Source organism: Stappia sp., from assembly GCF_965276915.1.
Taxonomy (GTDB): Bacteria; Pseudomonadota; Alphaproteobacteria; order Rhizobiales; family Stappiaceae; genus Stappia.
In genome coordinates this window covers 3,522,525-3,539,044 of record NZ_OZ255709.1, presented here as the reverse complement: position 1 = coordinate 3,539,044, position 16,520 = coordinate 3,522,525, and the positions used below count along the sequence as shown (strand labels likewise).

Genomic DNA, 16,520 nt, shown 5'->3' with positions numbered 1-16,520 from the left:
GATGGCGGAGCGAGGATGCAGCGGGATGCGAAGGACGGGCTGACATCCGTGGACCTGACGAGTTGCCATTCGGGGCGGGCGATGCGCCGTGACGACCTGCCGGCGGTCGCGGATCTGTTCGCCAGGGTGTTTCGCGGCGGCGTTCGCGCGCCCGATGACGGGCTGGAAGCGTATCTGGAGACGCTGTGCTTCGGCAGCCCCCACTGGACACCGCGGACGGGAAGTCTCGTCTATGAAGCGCCGCCGGGTGAAATCCATGCGGCGATCCTGTCCATGCCGATGCGCTTCCGGGCGGATGGCGAACCGATCGTCGGCCGGCTCCTGGGCAGCTTCATGGCGGATGGCAACGAGGGCAAGCGGGGGGCTGCCTGGCTGTCCCGCCATTTCAGGGCCCGCAATCACGATCTCCTGTTCTCCGACACGGCCCGCGCGGTCAGTGCCGACCACTGGCGGGTGGCGGGCGGGCAGGTGCTGCCCATTCACAGCCTCGACTGGACGCGTGTCTTCCGGCCGCTGGGAGGCATCGCCCTGCGGCTGGCGCAGGGACGCAGCCGCATCGGACGGGCGCTGGCCTATCTTCCTCACGGTCTTCCCGACAGGCTCGTGCGCAGGGCGCGCCCCTCTCTGCGCGCGCAGATGCCCGCGGGATACGGTATCGAGGAAACCGACAGGGCCGGTTTCCTGGCGGCGGCAAGGACGATGCTCCCGCGTTTCACGGTCCATCCGGACTGGGATGCGGCGGAACTCGCCTGGCTCGGCGAGCTCGTTGCCGGCAACCGACATCTCGGTCCGCTGCACCTGAGGCTGGTGACCGGCAGCGATGCGAAGCCCGTGGCCGCCTATGCCTATTGCGGCCGTGGCCGGGGAAAGGCGACGGTTCTCAACCTGTTGTGCCGTGAAAAGCGTGAGGCGGACGCGGTATCGGCCCTGTATGCGGAACTCGACAATGCCGGCTACGCGCTTGCCGGCGGCATGGCCCAGCGGTTCCTCATGACGGCGCTGCAGCGCCACCCGCACGTCACGTTCCGCCACCGCGGCTTCTTCTGCATTGCCAGCCGGCGCGATGCCGTCAATGAGGCGGCACGACAGGGGCAGTTCTATGCGGGCGGCTTCGCATCGGAGACATGGTCGCGGTTGCTGGTGGATTTCTGACCCCGGTCAGCCACCCGCAAGACCGGCCAGCGCTTCTGCGAGCTGGTCGAAATGGTCGATGACGACATCGGGCCCCAGTTCCGAGACCGGCGTGTCGGTGTAGCCGAAGGTGACGGCGACCACCGGCAGCCCGGCGGCGCGTGCCGCATCGATATCGGTCCGGCTGTCGCCGATCATCACCGAGCCCTCAACACGGCCCCCGCTCTGCCCTATCGCCCCGAGAAGCGGCATTGCGTCGGGCTTCGGACGGGCAAAGGTGTCGGCGCCGACCACCGTCCGGAAACGGTCGATCAGGCCCAGTTCGACGAGCAGCTCACGGGCGACCACCTCGGTCTTGTTGGTGCACACGGCCATCTGCCAGCCGGCATCGCGCAGGGTGTCGAGCGCATCGACGGCGCCGGGGAAGGGGCGGCTCAGGGTGGCGATGTCGGCGCGGTAAAAGGCGATGAAGTCACGGTTGAGCCGCTCGATGGTCTCCGGCGTCGGTTCGCTCACTCCGCTGTCGGCCAGCGCCCTGCGCAGCATTGCCCGTCCGCCCTGGCCGAAGAGATGGCCAAGGCGTTCCACGCTGATCTCGTTGTGGCCTTCGGCACGCATCACCGCGTTGATCGCGGCGGCAAGATCGTGGCTCGTATCGACCAGGGTGCCGTCGAGATCGAAGAGAAGAACGGGGAAAGACATTGGCGCGCTCCGCAAGGGTCGGACAGCGCCTTATACAGGCGCTTGCCGTGCGGTGCGAGGACCAAGACCTGTGCGGCAGGCGCCATGGCGCGGCCGGGCGACATGCCCGAAGGCTTCCGTCTTTCCGGCCGGTCTACAGCTTGTAGGCCGTGCGGAAGGCGCCCCAGTGACGGTCGCCGATGACGATCGGGGCATCGACCTCGCGCATCCAGATGATCGTGCCGTTGCCCATGTCACGCGGATACGTCTGAACCAGGAAAGGGCGGGTGTTGCGGGCGGCGCTCAGACCGGCGCGGTCGTCGAAGACGCGCCTGTTGCGGCAGTTGGCGGCGTTCCAGGCCGGATCGTCCGCGCGCTGCGGTTTGGAATAGACGAGATTGTGCACCGGCAGGTAGCCGTTGCGATCGACCGAGGCGCAGAACGCCATGCCGGTTCCGTCGGCCCGGCCGAGAATCTCTTCCTGGATCGGCGGCAGGATCCGGTCGAGCACCGCAAGTGCCCGGTTGGAGACCTGACGCGGGTCGGTGCCCGCCATCGGCTGGTAATCGGTGTCGAACAGGTCGTCCAGCGTCAGGGCGTTGCCCTGGAGGGCCGTTTCCATGGCCTCGATCACCCGCCGGGCGCCGTCCTGCGCGCATTCGATGGACGGGTTGAGTTCGGCGCGCACCCGGGCGAGCACATCGACCAGCCGGCCGGTGAAGGCCTCGCCAGGCTCCTCGAAGGCGCAGTGCATGCCGTTTTCGGAGACGGCGACGACCCGCAGCGCCGTGCGCCCGAGACCGTCGATATCGGCCGTGGCCTGGCCGGTCGAGCCATTGGAGGCTCCGCCCTGCGGCACCAGCAACACGCCGCCGGCGGAAACGTCGCGCGTCTTGACCGGCACGCGGGTGCCACCTTGCGTGACCGTGCCGGTCATCTCGACCGGCAGGCGATCGTCGCGGCGGCGGTCGCCGATGGTGGTCTGCCGGATCATCATGGTGAAGCGGTTGTTGAGGCTCGTTCCGAGCGCCAGCATCTGACTGGAGGCGTTTCCGGCGGCTGTGCCGGCGCGCTCGGCGCTGTCGGTGGCGGCGGCGATGGTCGAAACCTTGTCGGTCACGGCGCGCACGAAATCCGCCGTCTGGCGCGCGGTCTCGCCCACTGACTTCGAGGTTTCCATCTGCTGGCCGACGGCCTCCGCGACGGCGGAGAAACTGGGCAGGATCTCGCCGATCACGCCGATGATGCGGTCGACGGCGTGAATGCTGCCTTCGGCCGACTGCTGCAGCCTGGCGATATTGGCGACGATCTCGTCGGTCGCGGTCTGGGTTTCCACCGAAAGCGCCTTGACCTCGTTGGCGACGACGGCGAAACCCCTGCCGGCCTCGCCGGCGCGCGCCGCCTCGATCGTCGCATTCAACGCCAGAAGGTTGGTCTGCTTGGCAACGTCGGAGATCAGGCGGACCACGTTGGCGATGTCGTCGATCGCCGTCTTCAGTTCCTGTATGCCGGCATTGGCGGTGTCGGCCACCTGCCGGGCCTCCTCGGCAAGCTTGCCGGAGGTGCGCACCTGGGTGTCGATCTCGTTGCTGGCCGCGACCAGGCTTTCCACCGATTGCGACAGGTGATGGGCGGTTTCGTCGGCATGCTGGGATTCGGAGCGCAGCGCCTCGGAATGTCCGCGAATGTCGGAGAGCAGCAGAAGCTGTTCGCCGACCCGCTCCCGCAGCTCTTCTGCGCCGGAGCCGATGCCGGCGGCGGCCGCGCGCAGGTCGGATTCGATCAGGTCGAGCGTCAGGGCGGTCTGATGGTCTCGCCCGAGCGAGGTCGTCTGCGCCTCCGTTGGCGTGCCGGCCTCCTCGATCACTTCCAGAACATCAGTTATTTCAACGGCTTTACGGCGCAATGCCGGAAACATGCGCATGTTTTTTTCTCCGAGGACGTAACTTCCCCAAGGGACTCTGGCCTTTTCTTCATTCAAGGGTCGCAGATTTACTTGAACTGTTGGTTAACGATGCAATGGCGCAGCCTTCGACTTTCGCCGCATGTCAGGGCAGCCGTGCTGGCGGTGGTCCGCGGGTTCTTTGCCTTGCGCGGTTCCCATGCTAAACCCGCGCGACGCTGGCTGTGGCCGGCCCCGCAACCTCAAGGACAGACGGAACGGAATGAGCGAAGACCTGAAGCGACTGGCCGCCGAAGCGGCGCTTGACGAGGTTCGTCACGGCATGCGTCTGGGCATCGGCACGGGATCGACTGCAGAACATTTCGTTCGCGCGCTGGCGGAGAAGGTGAGGGAGGGGCTCGAGGTCATCGGTGTACCGACATCGGAGCGCACCGCAGCCTTGTGCCAGGACCTGGACGTTCCGCTGACGACGCTCGAGGATTGCCCGGAGCTGGACCTGACCGTTGACGGCGCCGACGAACTCGACGCCCGGCTTTGCCTGATCAAGGGCGGCGGCGGTGCGCTGCTGCGTGAAAAGATCGTGGCATCGGCCTCCACTCGCATGATCGTGATCGCCGATGCAAGCAAGAAGGTGGAGGCGCTTGGAGCCTTTCCCCTGCCGGTGGAAGTGGTGCCGTTCGGCCTTGCCTCGACACGCAACGCGATTGCCCGCGCGCTTTCCGGACTTGGTTACGAAGCGCCGATCTGGCTGCGTGGCGGCGACACGCCTTTCGTCACCGATGGCGGACACCATATTCTCGACATTGACATGCGCCAGATCACCGACCCGGCGGCGCTTTCGCGCGCGTTGCTCGATATTCCGGGCGTCGTCGAGCATGGACTTTTCATCGGCATCGCGGATGCCGCCTATCTCGCCGGAAAAACCGGGGTCGAGCGCCTCGTTCCGGTGACCGAATAACCTGACGGCGCCGCCCGGCCGCAAGGGCCGGGTGCCCGATCACTTGCCCATGGAGTACCCGATGTTTCGAAATAGCCGGAAGACCGCGACGATTGCCGCAACGGCCCTCGCGCTTGTCCTGTCGCTGGGGCAGCCGCTCACCGCGCAGGAGAGCTTCACCGACGAGCATATCGCTGCGGCGCGCGACGCGGTCTCTTCCGCCAACGCCATCCGTGCCTTCGACAATGTGCTGCCGTTGATGGCCGACCGGACGCGGACGCTGTTCATCCAGAACAACCCGGCCAATACCGCGATGATCGACGAGGTCGTGAACGAGACGGCCCTCGGGCTTGCCGAGCGCCGGCCGGAGCTGAACCGGGTCGTCTATGAAGTCTGGGCGCGACGGTTCACCGTCGAGGAGCTGAAGGAACTGGCCGCGTTCTACAAGACGCCGTTGGGGCAGAAGTATTCCAAGGTCGAGCCGGAACTGCGCGCGCTGTCGATCGGGGCCGCCAAGCAGTGGGGCGACGTGATCTCGACGGAGATGGTGACCCTGGTGCGTGAGGAGCTGACCAAGCGCCTCGCCGCGCAGGAAAGCCAGGCGACGCCCGAGGCGCCGGCACAGTAAGGACATGCCCGGCCGGATGCCGGGCGGTCCTTTTCGGCACGGACGGGTGCAGGGGCATGGAGCGCAAGGGCGAGGCATGAGCGATTTCGAGTTTGACCTGTTCGTCATCGGTGGCGGATCGGGCGGTGTGCGTGCGGCGCGCATCGCCGCCGGGCACGGTGCACGCGTCGGCATTGCCGAGGAGTACCGCTATGGCGGAACCTGCGTCATCCGCGGCTGCGTGCCGAAGAAACTCTTCGTCTACGCCTCGCGCTTTTCGGAGGAATTCGAGGACGCGGCGGGCTTCGGCTGGCAGGTCGGCGAGAGCCACTTCGACTGGGAACGGTTGATCGATGCCAAGGACCGGGAGATCACCCGGCTCGAAGGCGTCTATCGCCGCAACCTGGAGCGGGCCGGCGTCGAGATGTTCGACAGCCGCGCCGTGCTGGAAGATGCCCATACGGTGCATCTTCTCTCGGACGGTCGTCGCATTCGCGCGGCGAAGATCCTGATCGCGGTCGGCGCCACGCCCAATGTGGATGCCGGCCTGGAGGGCGGCGAGCACGTCATCACCTCGAACGAGGCGTTCCATCTGTCCGACCTGCCCAAGCGGGTGATCGTGGCTGGCGGCGGTTACATCGCCGTCGAATTCGCCGGCATCTTCGCAGGCCTGGGCGCCGAGACGACGCTCATCTATCGCGGCGAGGAGATCCTGCGCGGCTTCGATGACGACCTGCGCAAGGCGCTGCATGAAGAGATGGAAAAGAAAGGCATCCGAGTCATTTGCGGCGATGTCTTCACCTCGATTGAGAAGAATGGAACGGAGCTGGTCGGCCACACCCGCAAGGGCGAGGCGCTGGTTGCCGACAAGATCATGTTCGCCATCGGCCGTCGACCGAACACCGCCGGTCTCGGCCTCGATACCGCCGGTGTCGAGCTTGCCCCCTCCGGCGCGATCATGGTCGATGGGCAGTCGCGCACCAGCGTGCCCTCGATCTTCGCCGTCGGCGATGTCACCGACCGGGTCAACCTGACGCCCGTGGCCATCCGCGAGGGCCATGCCTTCGCCGACACCGAGTTTGGCGGCAAGAGCTGGAGCGCCGACCATTCGATGATCCCGACGGCGGTGTTCTCGCAGCCCGAGATCGGCACGGTCGGCCTGACGCAGGCCGAGGCGCTGGCCGCGCATGGCGCCGTCGACGTCTATCGCTCGCAATTCCGGCCGATGAAGCACACGCTTTCAGGGCGCGACGAGAAGATGCTGATGAAGATTCTCGTCGAGCCGGAGAGCGACAAGGTGCTCGGCGTGCACATTCTCGGGCACGATGCCGGCGAACTGGCACAGGTGCTCGGCATTGCCTTGCGGATGGGCGCCACCAAGGCGGATTTCGACGCCACCATGGCCGTGCATCCGACAGCGGCGGAAGAACTCGTCACCATGCGCGAGCCGACCGAGCGGGTCACCGCCTGACGTTACTGATGTTTCCGACGTTTCGGGCGGCGCCTGTTTCGCCGCCCGGCCGGGTTGGCGATTTCCCCGGGTCTACCGATCCCGTATGGCCTTCAGGAAGGTCCCGATTTCCTCTTCCGTGTTGTAGGCATGGAGCGAGGCCCGAAGCAGTGCGTCGAGGCCGCGGCGCGGCAGGTCGATACGGGCGGAGGAAGCGGTCGAGACCGATGTGTTGATGCCGCAGGCGGAAAGTCGCGCCTTCGTTTGCGCAGGATCCTCGCCCTCCACTGTCAGCGTGACGATGCCGCAGCGGTGCGTGCCGCGGTCGTGAACGGCGGCACCGGGCAGTTTCGCAAGCTCCTCGCGCAGCAATGCCGCCAGCCCCGAGATGCGCGCCTCCAACCGCGCCGGCCCGATGTCGAGCGCGTAGCGCACGGCGCGGGCCAGGCCGATCTGGCCGGCAAAGAAGCGCTCCCAGTTTTCGAACCGCCTTGCGCCGTCGACAAGACGATAGCTCTCGGCATCGAGCCACTGGGTGGATTCCAGGTCGACAAAGGCGGGTTCGAGTTGATCGATGACCTCGTCGCAGACATAGAGGAACCCGGTGCCGCGCGGTCCGCGCAGGTATTTGCGCCCCGTTCCCGACAGCATGTGACAGCCCAAGCGGGTAACATCTAGGGCAATCTGGCCGGCCGACTGGCAGGCGTCGAGCAGGTAGAGAATGCCGTGACGCCGTGCGATGGCGCCGACCTCCTCGGCCGGATTGACGAGGCCGCCGAAGGTCGGAACGTGTGTGAGCGCGATCAGCCGGGTCCTCGGAGTGATCGCGGCCTCGAGCGCCTTCAGGTCGATCTGGCCGCTTTCGTCGTCGTCGACAAGGTCGATCTCGATGCCGGCGCGCGCCTTCATTTGCAGCAGCGCGACGTAGTTCGAGACGTATTCCGCGCGCCCCGTTATCACCCGGTCGCCCGGGCGAAAGGGCACGGAATAGAAGGCCATGTCCCAGGCGCGGGTGGCGTTTTCGATGAAGGCGATCTCGTGGGGACGCGCGCCGATCAGCGCGCCGATGGCGGGATAGAAGTCCGCAACCGCTGCCTCCGCCCGGTCGGCGGCCTCGTATCCGCCGATCTCCGCTTCCAGATCGAGATGGGCCTTCACCGCCTCCAGAACGGGGGAGGGCGGAAGGCTCGCGCCCGCATTGTTGAAGTGGACGAGCCGCGCGCAAGCCGGCGTGTCGGCGCGCAACCTGTCGGTGTCGGACGCGTTCCAGGGGCCGGATTGCAAGTTTTCAGTGCTGGTCATGGCGGTGATGATCCTTTAGGCATTTACGCGGCAGGGTAGCGGATGCGCGGTTCGGGGGCGAACGCGGCGTTTCCGGCGGGGGACAGTTGGCAATGACGCACATCACCTATTTCGGCTACGGCTCGCTCGTCAACACGCGCACGCTTGGCCCGGACGCGTCCGCGGTTGCCGGGATGCTGCATGGCTGGCGCCGCGAATGGCGTGCCTGGTGGCCGCATGACCGCTCCAACCGGTTGAGCTGCGTCTGCACGCTGACGGTTTTCCGCGACCCGGGAACCCGGATCCGCGGCGTCATGGTGCGCGAACCGGCCGAGCGGCTTGCCGTGCTCGACCGGCGCGAGCGGCGGTATCAGCGGATCGACGGGATCGGCGATCACTTCGTCTGCGACCAGGAGGGATCGCGGGTCGCCGCCAACGCCTTTCTTTACGAGGCGGACGCGGACATTCGTCGCTGGGGCGACGAGAGCCATCCGATCCTGCAAAGCTATGTCGACTGCGTGATGGCGGGATTTTACGATTTCTGGGGGGAAGAGGGGGTACGTCACTTCATCGAAACCACCGATGGCTGGCACGCGCCGATGCTGGCCGACCGCGCCGCGCCGCGCTATCCGCGTGCACAGAAGATCGATCCCGAACTGCTTGCCCTTTTCGATCGGCATTTAACGAAAGCCGGCGTGGAGCATATGCCGGCTTGAGGCGGCCGGGGCGGTATCTCCACCGCCCCGGCACCGCGCGTCTACTTCAGTTCGATGATCGTCAGTTTGCCGGCGACCCGTTCGGCAACGAACTCGATCTCCGCCCCTTCCTTCAGTGTCTCCAGCATGGCGCCGTCGGCGGTGCGAAACACCATGGTCATGGCCGGCATATCGAGGTTCTTCAGTTCCTGGTGAATGACAGTGACCTTGCCGGCGTGCAGGTCGACCTTCTTGACGACGCCCTTGGTATATTCGGCGGCGAGCGCCGTGGGCGCGGCGGAGAAAGCGGCAAGGGCGGCAACGAGGGCTGTTGCGAGTTTCATCTTGATCATCCTGGTCTCCTGGGAGGGGTGGTGTCGCGCGCGGGTCATTTGCGGCCGACGCTGATGTCGCCATGCATGCCGGACTCATAGTGTCCCGGGATCAGGCAGGCGAACTCGAACGTGCCGGCCTTGCTGAAGGTCCAGACAACCTCACCCTCTCCCCCGGCGTCCAGCCGGACGGAGTTTGGATCGTCGTGTTCCATCTCCGGGAACTTGGCCATGATTTTCTTGTGTTCCTGGTTCCGAACATGCGTGTCGATGACGAACTCGTGCTCGATCTCGCCGGTGTTGGTGACCTGGAAGCGGATCGTTTCTCCCTGCTTCACCTGCAGCGAAGCCGGCTCGATCGCCATGCCCTCGTCGGTTTCCTTCAGCGTGATGTCGACAGTGCGCGCTGCGGCCGTGGCCTTGCCGGGGCTGCCTGCGGCCATCTCGTCGCCGTGTCCGCCGGCATGGGTGCCGGCGGCAAGCGCGTCACCCATGCCAAGGCCGAGGGCGCAAAGGGCTGCGGCGAGTGTCATTGAAGCGTGTTTCATGATCTGACTGTCCTTTCAGTTTCGGGGGGTATCGGGCGGCATCAGCCGCCATGCTTGTGCGGAGCGACTGGCGCTGGCCGCGGAGCATCGGTAAGGGTGGTGGAGGCGTCGGTGGCGCGGGCGAAGTCCGGCAATTCGCCGGTCCATTCCCAGGCCTGCGTGCCCGGCGGATTTTCGTACCAGCCGGGGTCTGCGTAGTCGCCGGCGGCAAGCCCATCGCGCACTTTCACCACGGAGAACATCCCGCCCATCTCCAGCGGACCGTGGGGACCCCAGCCGGCCATCATGGGGATGGTGTTGTCAGGAAGCGGCATTTCCATCTCGCCCATGTCGGCCATACCGGCGGTTCCCATCGGCATGTATTCGGGCTGCAGCTTGCGGATCTTCGCGGCAAGCGCCGTTTTGTCGACACCGATGAAGGTCGGCACGTCGTGACCCATCGCGTTCATCGTGTGATGCGACTTGTGGCAATGGATGGCCCAGTCGCCGGGATGGACGGCGTCGAACTCGTAAGCGCGCATGGCGCCGACGGGGATGTCGATCGAGACCTCGGGCCAGCGTGCAGATTCAGGCACCCAGCCGCCATCCGTGCAGGTGACCTCGAAGTCGTAGCCATGCATGTGAATGGGATGGTTGGTCATGGTCAGGTTACCGACCCTGACCCGCACCCGGTCGCCCTGGGAGACGACCAGCGGGTCGATATCCGGAAAGATGCGGCTGTTCCAGGTCCACAGGTTGAAGTCGGTCATGGTCATTATCTTCGGCACGTAGGAGCCGGGATCGATGTCGAACGCGTTGAGCATGATCAAGAAATCGCGGTCGACGCGCATGAAGGAGGGATCCTTCGGGTGCACGATGAAGAAGCCCATCATGCCCATCGCCATCTGCACCATCTCGTCGGCATGCGGGTGGTACATGAAGGTGCCGCTCTTCACGAGATCGAACTCGTAGACGAAGGTCTTGCCCGGCGGGATGCCGGGATGGGACAGGCCGCCGACGCCGTCCATGCCCGAGGGAAGGATCAGACCGTGCCAGTGCACGGACGTGTGCTCGGGCAAGCGGTTCGTCACATAGATGCGGACCCGGTCGCCTTCGACCGCCTCGATGGTCGGTCCGATCGACTGGCCGTTATAGCCCCACAGAAAGGCGGTCATGCCGTCGGCCATCTCCCGCTCGACTGGCTCTGCGACCAGATGGAACTCCTTGACGCCGTTATTCATGCGATGCGGCAAGGTCCAGCCGTGGAGGGTGACGACCGGGTTGTAGTCGGGTCCGGAGGTGGGTGTGAGCGGAGCCTGGGTCCGCGGATTGTCCATCGTGGCCGCTTCGGGCAGGCCCGTGTTGGAGGTCTTCGACCAGGCAGTGGTGGAGGCCAGGGTAGCGCCTGCCGCCCCGGCTCCAAGGATCTGACGTCTGTTCAGCATTGTCTGCTCCGTTTCTCAGTGACCGCCGCCGGCATCGGCAAGCGGGGCCTCACCGCCTTCTTCGGCGGCCGCAGGGGCGCCGCCGCCATGGATCGCGGCGGCGAGGTTCGCCTCGGCAAGCCAGAAGTCCCGCTTGGCACGCGCCGAGAGCAGCACGGTGCCGATGCGCGCCCTGGTGTCGGCGAGCAGTTCGAACGTGTTGGTGATCATCCCGTTGTAGGTAAGAAGAGCCTCCTCCTGGACCTGGGTGCGAAGGGGCAGCACGGAGTCGCGGTAGTGGCGGGCAATCTCGTGGGACGCGCGGTAGGCGAGATAGGCCGAGCGTGCCTCCGAGCGGACGTTGACGGCCCGTTCCGCAAGCCGGTTGGCAGCCCGCATGTAGGTGAACTCCGCCTTCTTCATCCGGGCAGCGCCGCTGTCGAAGATCGGAATGGCAAAATCCAGTTCCAGCTGCGCCGTACCCTTGGTCTGGATTTCGCCGTCCTCCAGCTCCCGTTCCGTCTCAAAACCGGCGACGAGGCCGAGATCGGTGACGTAGCGGGTCGCCTTCGTCAGGCCGAGCTCGCGAGCCGTCGCCTCAAGCTCGATCCTGGCCATCTGCAGGTCCGTGCGTCGCTGCAGGGCCTCGCGTTCCACATGTTCCTTCTTCATCAGCCGTCCGGGCAGGGCCGGCAGGGCATCCGGCACGAAGAACTTCGTGTCCGGCCCCCAGAGACCCATGACGCGGGCGAGCTTCTCCTTGGCGAGCTTCGCCGCCAGCCTTGCTTCCGCGATCTGGCCTGTCAGCTCGGCGTGGAACGCATGCTCGCGGGCCTGTGCGGCCTTCGGCATGGCACCGCTCTGGCCGAGCTTTTCCGCCAGTTCGGAGGCGGCGTCGGCGGCCTGGCGCGCCTGGTTGAGAGAGGCGAGTGCCTCGAAGGCGGCCACCGCCCCGACCCACGCCTGGCGGGTTTCCGCCGCGACACGCAAGGTCTCGCCGGCCGCCTGCATCTGCGCCTGGCGGAAGCGGGTTTCGGCGATGGCGCTGCGCCTGGAATGCGTCGCCAGGGCAAGGATATTGCTGGCAAGGAGGCCTTCGATCGTGCGGAAGGCAACGAGCCCGGGTTGGCCGATGCCGAGCAGCCCGACCGAGACCGTCGGGTTTGGCAGCAGGGTCTGCTGCCACGCATCTGCTGCGCTGATACCGAGATCGGAATAGGCGGCCTGCAGCCCGCGATTGTTGATCAGCGCCACCTGGACGGCCGTTTCCGCGCTGATCGTCTTGCCTTGCACCAGCTTGCTGACGCGGTCCGAGACTGTGCGGGCCTGCTCGGCGTTCTGCATCCATGCCGGGCGCGCCTTGCCGGTGGATGGAGCCACCTGGCCCAGCACTTGGGTGAAGCCGGCATCGCCGGGGCCGTAGAGGTCGGAAGAGGCTGTGGCGACGCAGCCACCAAGCAGCAACGGGCCGGCGACCGTCGCCGCCAGTCGATAGAGGCGCGGCCGGATCATGATGCACCTCCGCCCGGTGCCTGGTGGTCATTGAGGCGGCGCCAGTTGCCCGGACCGACCGGAACGCGGTGTGTGTAGGGAGCGACGACCGATGAGCCCTGCATGTGGACGATGCCCGACCGTGCGTCGTCGGGGGCCGGCCCGTGATCGAGCACGGGCAGGGGCGTGGTGCCGCAAGCGGCCACCACCAGCGGCACGACGGCCGCCAGAAGTCTGGAGAGCATGGTGATTTCCTCGAGAATGACAAGGGCGCAGGCCGCACCGGGCGGCACGCGGCAACGGGCCGGTTAGGCCGGCCGGTCGGTCAGGCTCGAGGGGGGCGTTCGGGGCCGTGCGAAAGCGCGGCGACCAGTGTACGGACACTTCGGTCGCTGTCGGGCTTTACGCGCGCTCGCAGCGGAGCGGGCGCGATCTCGCTCGCAAGAACAGGGAAGCAGAAGGACAGGCAGCATTCCGCCTGGGTGGTGTCGCCGTGGTCATGACGGGGCGTGTCGGTGCCTGCGGCATGCTTCGCCGTGTTGCCCGGCTCTGCCTGGGCCATGATCTCGTCGGCAAGGAGATGGTCGTCACCGCGGGCATGGGACATCGCGTCGGCATGGCGGGCATGCCCGGACATATGTCCCTGCGTCGCGGATGAGGAGGCAAGTGTCATTGCAACGCCGCCGGGAGCGGTGTTGGCCAGGATGATCAGTGCCGCGAGAAACAGCCTGAAAAGGCAGGCGGCGAGAGGGCGGGGGGACCCTTGCATGGCGTGAAATGTAATGACGGGGGAGGCAAGCGCAAGCAGAAAATGTCGCTCGTCAGGCTATGAACCTTTCGAGCAGATGGCCGGCCGCCCAGGCAAGTCCGGCAGCGGCGAGCCCGATCGAAAGGGTTTCAAGGCCCGACCGCAACCAGCCCTGCGTCGACCATTTCGACTTGGCCGAACCGATGGCGAAGAAGACGATGCCGGTCGCGATGGCGGCGGTCATCGCCGAGGCGGGCAGTCCGGCGACGAAGGGGACGAGCGGCACCGCGCCACAGACAACGAAGGCGGAAAAGGTCGCCATGGCCGATTTCAACGGGTCGTGCAGTCCGTTGGAGACGCCGTGCTCTTCCGCCAGCATGGTCTCCACCCAGACTGTGCGGCGCGACGTGATCAACGCCGTCATCTGTTCCAGCTCCTCGCCCCGGTAACCCTTGGCCTTGAAGATCTGGCGGATCTCCTCCGTTTCCCCGCCCGGCTCGCGATCGATGTGGCGCTCCTCCATTTTCCTCAGCCGGTCGTAGTCGTCGTGCTCGGCCTTGGTACCGGAATAGTTGGCGGCGGCCATCGAGAAGCCGTCGGCGATCAGATTGGCGATGCCGAGGATCAGGATCACCCGGGCCGAGAGATTGGCACCGATGCTGCCGGCGACGATGGCGAAGGTGGTGACCGCACCGTCGATGCCGCCATAGATCCAGTCGCGCAGATAGCTGACACGCGGACCCTGCGCCAGTCTCGCGGCGATCCCCGCGGCGGTGTGATCGTGTTCGAGCGGCATTGCGGCTTTCCCGTCCAGGAGGTTCCGCCGCCAGAGTTTCAGGGGCCGGGGCGCGATGCAATGCGCAACATCACGGGTGCGGACGGGAACGCGGGTGCCCGCGTTAGGTGTGGCCTCGTGGGGCGGGCGCGTGTATAACGCGCGGCACTGCCGTTCCGCGCAACTTTCGCCAGGGCGGACAGGGATGGACGAAACGCGAAACCGGAGCGGATGCCGGCAGAGACGGAATCTTGCCGCAGGTCGATTTTTAACGGAGTTGGGAAAATGGCGCAGAACTGGACACCGGAAAGCTGGCGGTCAAAGCCGATCGTGCAGGTGCCCGAGTATCGCGACGCGGACGCGCTCGCGGAAGTGGAGCGCCGCCTGTCCGACTTTCCGCCGCTCGTTTTTGCAGGTGAGGCGCGCAAGCTGAAGTCCCAACTCGCCGAAGTCGCCGAAGGACGCGGGTTTCTCCTCCAGGGCGGCGATTGCGCCGAGAGCTTCGCCGAGCATCACGCGGATCACATCCGCGACTTCTTCCGCGTCTTCCTGCAGATGGCGGTGGTGCTCACCTATGCCTCGGCCCAGCCGGTGGTGAAGGTCGGCCGGATCGCCGGCCAGTTCGCAAAGCCGCGTTCCTCTCCGATGGAGAAGAAGGGCGACATCGAGTTGCCGAGCTACCGGGGCGACATCGTCAACGACATCACGTTCGATGCCGTGGGCCGCGAGCCGGATCCGCAGCGCCAGATCATGGCGTACCGCCAGTCGGCGGCGACGCTGAACCTCTTGCGCGCCTTTGCACAGGGCGGTTTCGCCAATCTCGACCATGTGCACCGCTGGATGTTGTCCTTCGTCAAGGACAGCCCGCAGAGCCACCGCTATCAGGCGCTCGCCGACCGCATCTCGGAGAGCCTGGAATTCATGCGTGCCTGCGGCATCGATCCGGACACGGCGCCGCAACTGCGCTCGACCGATTTCTTCACCAGCCACGAGGCGCTGCTGCTCGGCTACGAGCAGTCGATGACCCGTGTCGACAGCACCTCGGGCGACTGGTACGCGACGTCGGGCCACATGCTCTGGATCGGCGACCGCACCCGCCAGCCGGACCATGCGCATGTCGAGTTCTTCCGCGGCATCAAGAACCCGATCGGCCTGAAATGCGGTCCGAGCCTGAAGCCGGACGAGCTGTTGCAGTTGATCGACACGCTGAACCCGGCCAACGAGGCGGGCCGGCTGACGCTGATCTGCCGCTTCGGCGCCGACAAGGTGTTCGAGCACCTGCCGGCGCTGGTGCGCGCGGTGGAGCGCGAAGGGCGCAAGGTGGTCTGGTCCTGCGATCCGATGCATGGCAACACGATCACCGCCAATGGCTACAAGACCCGACCCTTCGACCGCATCCTGCGCGAGGTCGAGGCCTTCTTTGCCGTGCACCGGGCCGAAGGCTCCTATGCCGGCGGCATCCATATCGAGATGACCGGCAAGAATGTCACCGAATGCACGGGCGGTGCCCGGGCGCTGACCGCGGAGGATCTCGCCGACCGCTACCACACCTATTGCGATCCGCGCCTCAACGCCGAGCAGGCCATCGAACTGGCCTTCCTTGTTGCGGAGAACGTGCGCAAGGAACGCGAGGCCCGTGGCGACAGCGAGCGTGAGGCGGCGATCGCCTGACGCCTCCACCGGATTGACGCGACAAGAGAGGCGGCCCTTCAGGCCGCCTCTTTTCGTTTGCGGGAGGCGGCTGCGACATTTTCGGCGGCGCACCCGATCCCGAAAGAAAATCGCAACCAGTCGGGGCGTATGGCGGTTCCCTCAGCGGATACGGGGAAATGGGGGAGGCAGCAAACGCACGGTTGCGGAAACATGCTTACGTAAAGGAAATATTGAGGCGTTTCGCATATATTGAACTATGCGCCAATCGGGAGGGGACCGAACGGCATGATACTGGACCTGTCGGAACTGTCGGTGCTTGTCATCGACGACAATTCGCATATGCGCAGCCTGTTCAGGGCCATCCTGAGCGGCTTTGGCGTTCGCCGCGTGCTGGAGGCCGGTGACGGCTCGGACGGGCTCGCCATGATGCTCGACCGCAAGCCGGATCTCGTCATCTGCGACTGGGTGATGTCGCCGCTCAATGGCGCCGAATTCCTGTCCATCCTGCGCTCGGACACGGATCCGCTGCTTGCCACCACGCCGGTGATCATGGTCAGCGCCGATGCGCGCAAACCGGTGATCCTGCGGGCGCTGGATCTCGGCATTCACGAGTTCCTGGCCAAGCCCGTTTCGCCGGCGATGCTCTACCAGCGCATGCAGCGGGTGCTTACCGAGTATCGGCCGTTCGTGCGCAAGGACGAGGGCCTGCGGCCGGCGCCGCGTGCACCGCAGCCCGCGGCAATGCCCTCGGCTGCCGTCATCGCCAGGAGCGGGGCCTCACGCGGCCATGATGCGGGAACCGTCTTTCTCTGATAAATCGGACCGATCCCTGGAGGGGCCTCGCGCGGAGCGCGCGGCGGCCATGCATCGCGTCGATTGCGCAGG

The 16,520-nt window shown here is 66.1% G+C and carries 17 protein-coding genes; 7 read left to right on the top strand and 10 right to left on the bottom strand.

Annotation, left to right across the window (positions count from 1 at the left end; all coding sequences use genetic code 11):
* The first annotated feature begins 15 nt into the window (after positions 1-15).
* Positions 16-1,152: a GNAT family N-acetyltransferase gene (locus tag ACQY46_RS16320; RefSeq protein ID WP_428697073.1), complete on the top strand. Its 1,137-nt coding sequence runs from the start codon at positions 16-18 to the stop codon at positions 1,150-1,152.
* Positions 1,153-1,158: 6 nt separating this feature from the next.
* Here ACQY46_RS16320 and ACQY46_RS16315 read toward each other — a convergent pair whose 3' ends face one another.
* Positions 1,159-1,833 carry an HAD family hydrolase gene (locus ACQY46_RS16315; protein WP_428697072.1) on the bottom strand — a complete coding sequence of 225 codons (675 nt, stop codon included), beginning with the start codon at positions 1,831-1,833 and terminating at the stop codon, positions 1,159-1,161.
* Positions 1,834-1,966: 133 nt separating this feature from the next.
* Positions 1,967-3,736 (bottom strand): methyl-accepting chemotaxis protein, encoded by a 1,770-nt coding sequence (locus ACQY46_RS16310; protein ID WP_428697071.1) that lies wholly within the window; start codon positions 3,734-3,736, stop codon positions 1,967-1,969.
* A gap of 241 nt (positions 3,737-3,977) precedes the next feature.
* Between ACQY46_RS16310 and rpiA the strand changes: the two genes are divergently transcribed.
* From rpiA to gor, 3 genes are all read left to right on the top strand, one after another.
* Positions 3,978-4,673, top strand: a complete 696-nt coding sequence (gene rpiA / locus ACQY46_RS16305; RefSeq protein WP_306028774.1) for a ribose-5-phosphate isomerase RpiA — start codon at positions 3,978-3,980, stop codon at positions 4,671-4,673.
* Between the two features lie 61 nt (positions 4,674-4,734).
* The gene (locus tag ACQY46_RS16300; protein ID WP_428697070.1) at positions 4,735-5,280 is read left to right on the top strand and encodes a DUF2059 domain-containing protein; all 546 of its coding nucleotides are present in this window, start codon (positions 4,735-4,737) and stop codon (positions 5,278-5,280) included.
* A 76-nt stretch (positions 5,281-5,356) separates the two neighbouring features.
* Positions 5,357-6,730: a glutathione-disulfide reductase gene (gor, locus tag ACQY46_RS16295; protein ID WP_428697069.1), complete on the top strand. Its 1,374-nt coding sequence runs from the start codon at positions 5,357-5,359 to the stop codon at positions 6,728-6,730.
* Positions 6,731-6,802: 72 nt separating this feature from the next.
* Here the strand turns inward: gor and ACQY46_RS16290 are convergent, their stop codons facing one another.
* A complete protein-coding gene (locus ACQY46_RS16290; protein ID WP_428697068.1) occupies positions 6,803-8,011 on the bottom strand; it encodes an aminotransferase class V-fold PLP-dependent enzyme in 1,209 nt (402 codons plus the stop codon).
* 92 nt (positions 8,012-8,103) lie between these two features.
* On the opposite strand from ACQY46_RS16290, the gene ACQY46_RS16285 reads away from it, so the two are divergent.
* Positions 8,104-8,706 carry a gamma-glutamylcyclotransferase family protein gene (locus tag ACQY46_RS16285; protein WP_428697067.1) on the top strand — a complete coding sequence of 201 codons (603 nt, stop codon included), beginning with the start codon at positions 8,104-8,106 and terminating at the stop codon, positions 8,704-8,706.
* A 41-nt stretch (positions 8,707-8,747) separates the two neighbouring features.
* Here the strand turns inward: ACQY46_RS16285 and ACQY46_RS16280 are convergent, their stop codons facing one another.
* From ACQY46_RS16280 to ACQY46_RS16250, 7 genes are all read right to left on the bottom strand, one after another.
* A complete protein-coding gene (locus ACQY46_RS16280) occupies positions 8,748-9,029 on the bottom strand; it encodes a copper-binding protein (RefSeq protein ID WP_428700508.1) in 282 nt (93 codons plus the stop codon).
* 44 nt (positions 9,030-9,073) lie between these two features.
* Positions 9,074-9,565, bottom strand: coding sequence for a cupredoxin domain-containing protein (locus tag ACQY46_RS16275; RefSeq protein ID WP_428697066.1), 492 nt, complete (start codon positions 9,563-9,565; stop codon positions 9,074-9,076).
* 41 nt (positions 9,566-9,606) lie between these two features.
* Complete coding sequence (locus ACQY46_RS16270; protein ID WP_428697064.1) at positions 9,607-10,989, bottom strand: multicopper oxidase family protein; 1,383 nt, start codon at positions 10,987-10,989, stop codon at positions 9,607-9,609.
* 15 nt (positions 10,990-11,004) lie between these two features.
* On the bottom strand, positions 11,005-12,480 hold the full coding sequence (locus ACQY46_RS16265; protein WP_428697063.1) for a TolC family protein: 1,476 nt from the start codon (positions 12,478-12,480) through the stop codon (positions 11,005-11,007).
* Positions 12,477-12,704, bottom strand: coding sequence for a hypothetical protein (locus ACQY46_RS16260; RefSeq protein ID WP_428697062.1), 228 nt, complete (start codon positions 12,702-12,704; stop codon positions 12,477-12,479). Before ACQY46_RS16260 ends, ACQY46_RS16265 begins: the two co-directional genes overlap by 4 nt.
* Positions 12,705-12,784: 80 nt before the next feature.
* Positions 12,785-13,096 carry a hypothetical protein gene (locus ACQY46_RS16255; RefSeq protein ID WP_428697061.1) on the bottom strand — a complete coding sequence of 104 codons (312 nt, stop codon included), beginning with the start codon at positions 13,094-13,096 and terminating at the stop codon, positions 12,785-12,787.
* Positions 13,097-13,280: 184 nt separating this feature from the next.
* Positions 13,281-14,003, bottom strand: a complete 723-nt coding sequence (locus ACQY46_RS16250; RefSeq protein ID WP_428697060.1) for a VIT1/CCC1 transporter family protein — start codon at positions 14,001-14,003, stop codon at positions 13,281-13,283.
* Between the two features lie 264 nt (positions 14,004-14,267).
* On the opposite strand from ACQY46_RS16250, the gene ACQY46_RS16245 reads away from it, so the two are divergent.
* Positions 14,268-15,653, top strand: coding sequence for a class II 3-deoxy-7-phosphoheptulonate synthase (locus ACQY46_RS16245; protein WP_428697059.1), 1,386 nt, complete (start codon positions 14,268-14,270; stop codon positions 15,651-15,653).
* A 267-nt stretch (positions 15,654-15,920) separates the two neighbouring features.
* Entirely contained in the window at positions 15,921-16,448 is a 528-nt protein-coding gene (locus tag ACQY46_RS16240; RefSeq protein ID WP_428697058.1) for a response regulator, read from the top strand.
* Positions 16,449-16,520 lie beyond the last annotated feature (72 nt).

Excerpts from the sequence above, each read along its gene's own strand:
- ACQY46_RS16320 (WP_428697073.1), top strand. The coding sequence starts at position 16 with ATGCAGCGGGATGCGAAGGACGGGCTGACATCCGTGGACCTGACGAGT.
- ACQY46_RS16315 (WP_428697072.1), bottom strand. The coding sequence starts at position 1,833 with ATGTCTTTCCCCGTTCTTCTCTTCGATCTCGACGGCACCCTGGTCGAT.
- ACQY46_RS16310 (WP_428697071.1), bottom strand. The coding sequence starts at position 3,736 with ATGCGCATGTTTCCGGCATTGCGCCGTAAAGCCGTTGAAATAACTGAT.
- rpiA (WP_306028774.1), top strand. The coding sequence starts at position 3,978 with ATGAGCGAAGACCTGAAGCGACTGGCCGCCGAAGCGGCGCTTGACGAG.
- ACQY46_RS16300 (WP_428697070.1), top strand. The coding sequence starts at position 4,735 with ATGTTTCGAAATAGCCGGAAGACCGCGACGATTGCCGCAACGGCCCTC.
- gor (WP_428697069.1), top strand. The coding sequence starts at position 5,357 with ATGAGCGATTTCGAGTTTGACCTGTTCGTCATCGGTGGCGGATCGGGC.
- ACQY46_RS16290 (WP_428697068.1), bottom strand. The coding sequence starts at position 8,011 with ATGACCAGCACTGAAAACTTGCAATCCGGCCCCTGGAACGCGTCCGAC.
- ACQY46_RS16285 (WP_428697067.1), top strand. The coding sequence starts at position 8,104 with ATGACGCACATCACCTATTTCGGCTACGGCTCGCTCGTCAACACGCGC.
- ACQY46_RS16280 (WP_428700508.1), bottom strand. The coding sequence starts at position 9,029 with ATGAAACTCGCAACAGCCCTCGTTGCCGCCCTTGCCGCTTTCTCCGCC.
- ACQY46_RS16275 (WP_428697066.1), bottom strand. The coding sequence starts at position 9,565 with ATGAAACACGCTTCAATGACACTCGCCGCAGCCCTTTGCGCCCTCGGC.
- ACQY46_RS16270 (WP_428697064.1), bottom strand. The coding sequence starts at position 10,989 with ATGCTGAACAGACGTCAGATCCTTGGAGCCGGGGCGGCAGGCGCTACC.
- ACQY46_RS16265 (WP_428697063.1), bottom strand. The coding sequence starts at position 12,480 with ATGATCCGGCCGCGCCTCTATCGACTGGCGGCGACGGTCGCCGGCCCG.
- ACQY46_RS16260 (WP_428697062.1), bottom strand. The coding sequence starts at position 12,704 with ATGCTCTCCAGACTTCTGGCGGCCGTCGTGCCGCTGGTGGTGGCCGCT.
- ACQY46_RS16255 (WP_428697061.1), bottom strand. The coding sequence starts at position 13,096 with ATGTCCGGGCATGCCCGCCATGCCGACGCGATGTCCCATGCCCGCGGT.
- ACQY46_RS16250 (WP_428697060.1), bottom strand. The coding sequence starts at position 14,003 with ATGCCGCTCGAACACGATCACACCGCCGCGGGGATCGCCGCGAGACTG.
- ACQY46_RS16245 (WP_428697059.1), top strand. The coding sequence starts at position 14,268 with ATGGCGCAGAACTGGACACCGGAAAGCTGGCGGTCAAAGCCGATCGTG.
- ACQY46_RS16240 (WP_428697058.1), top strand. The coding sequence starts at position 15,921 with ATGATACTGGACCTGTCGGAACTGTCGGTGCTTGTCATCGACGACAAT.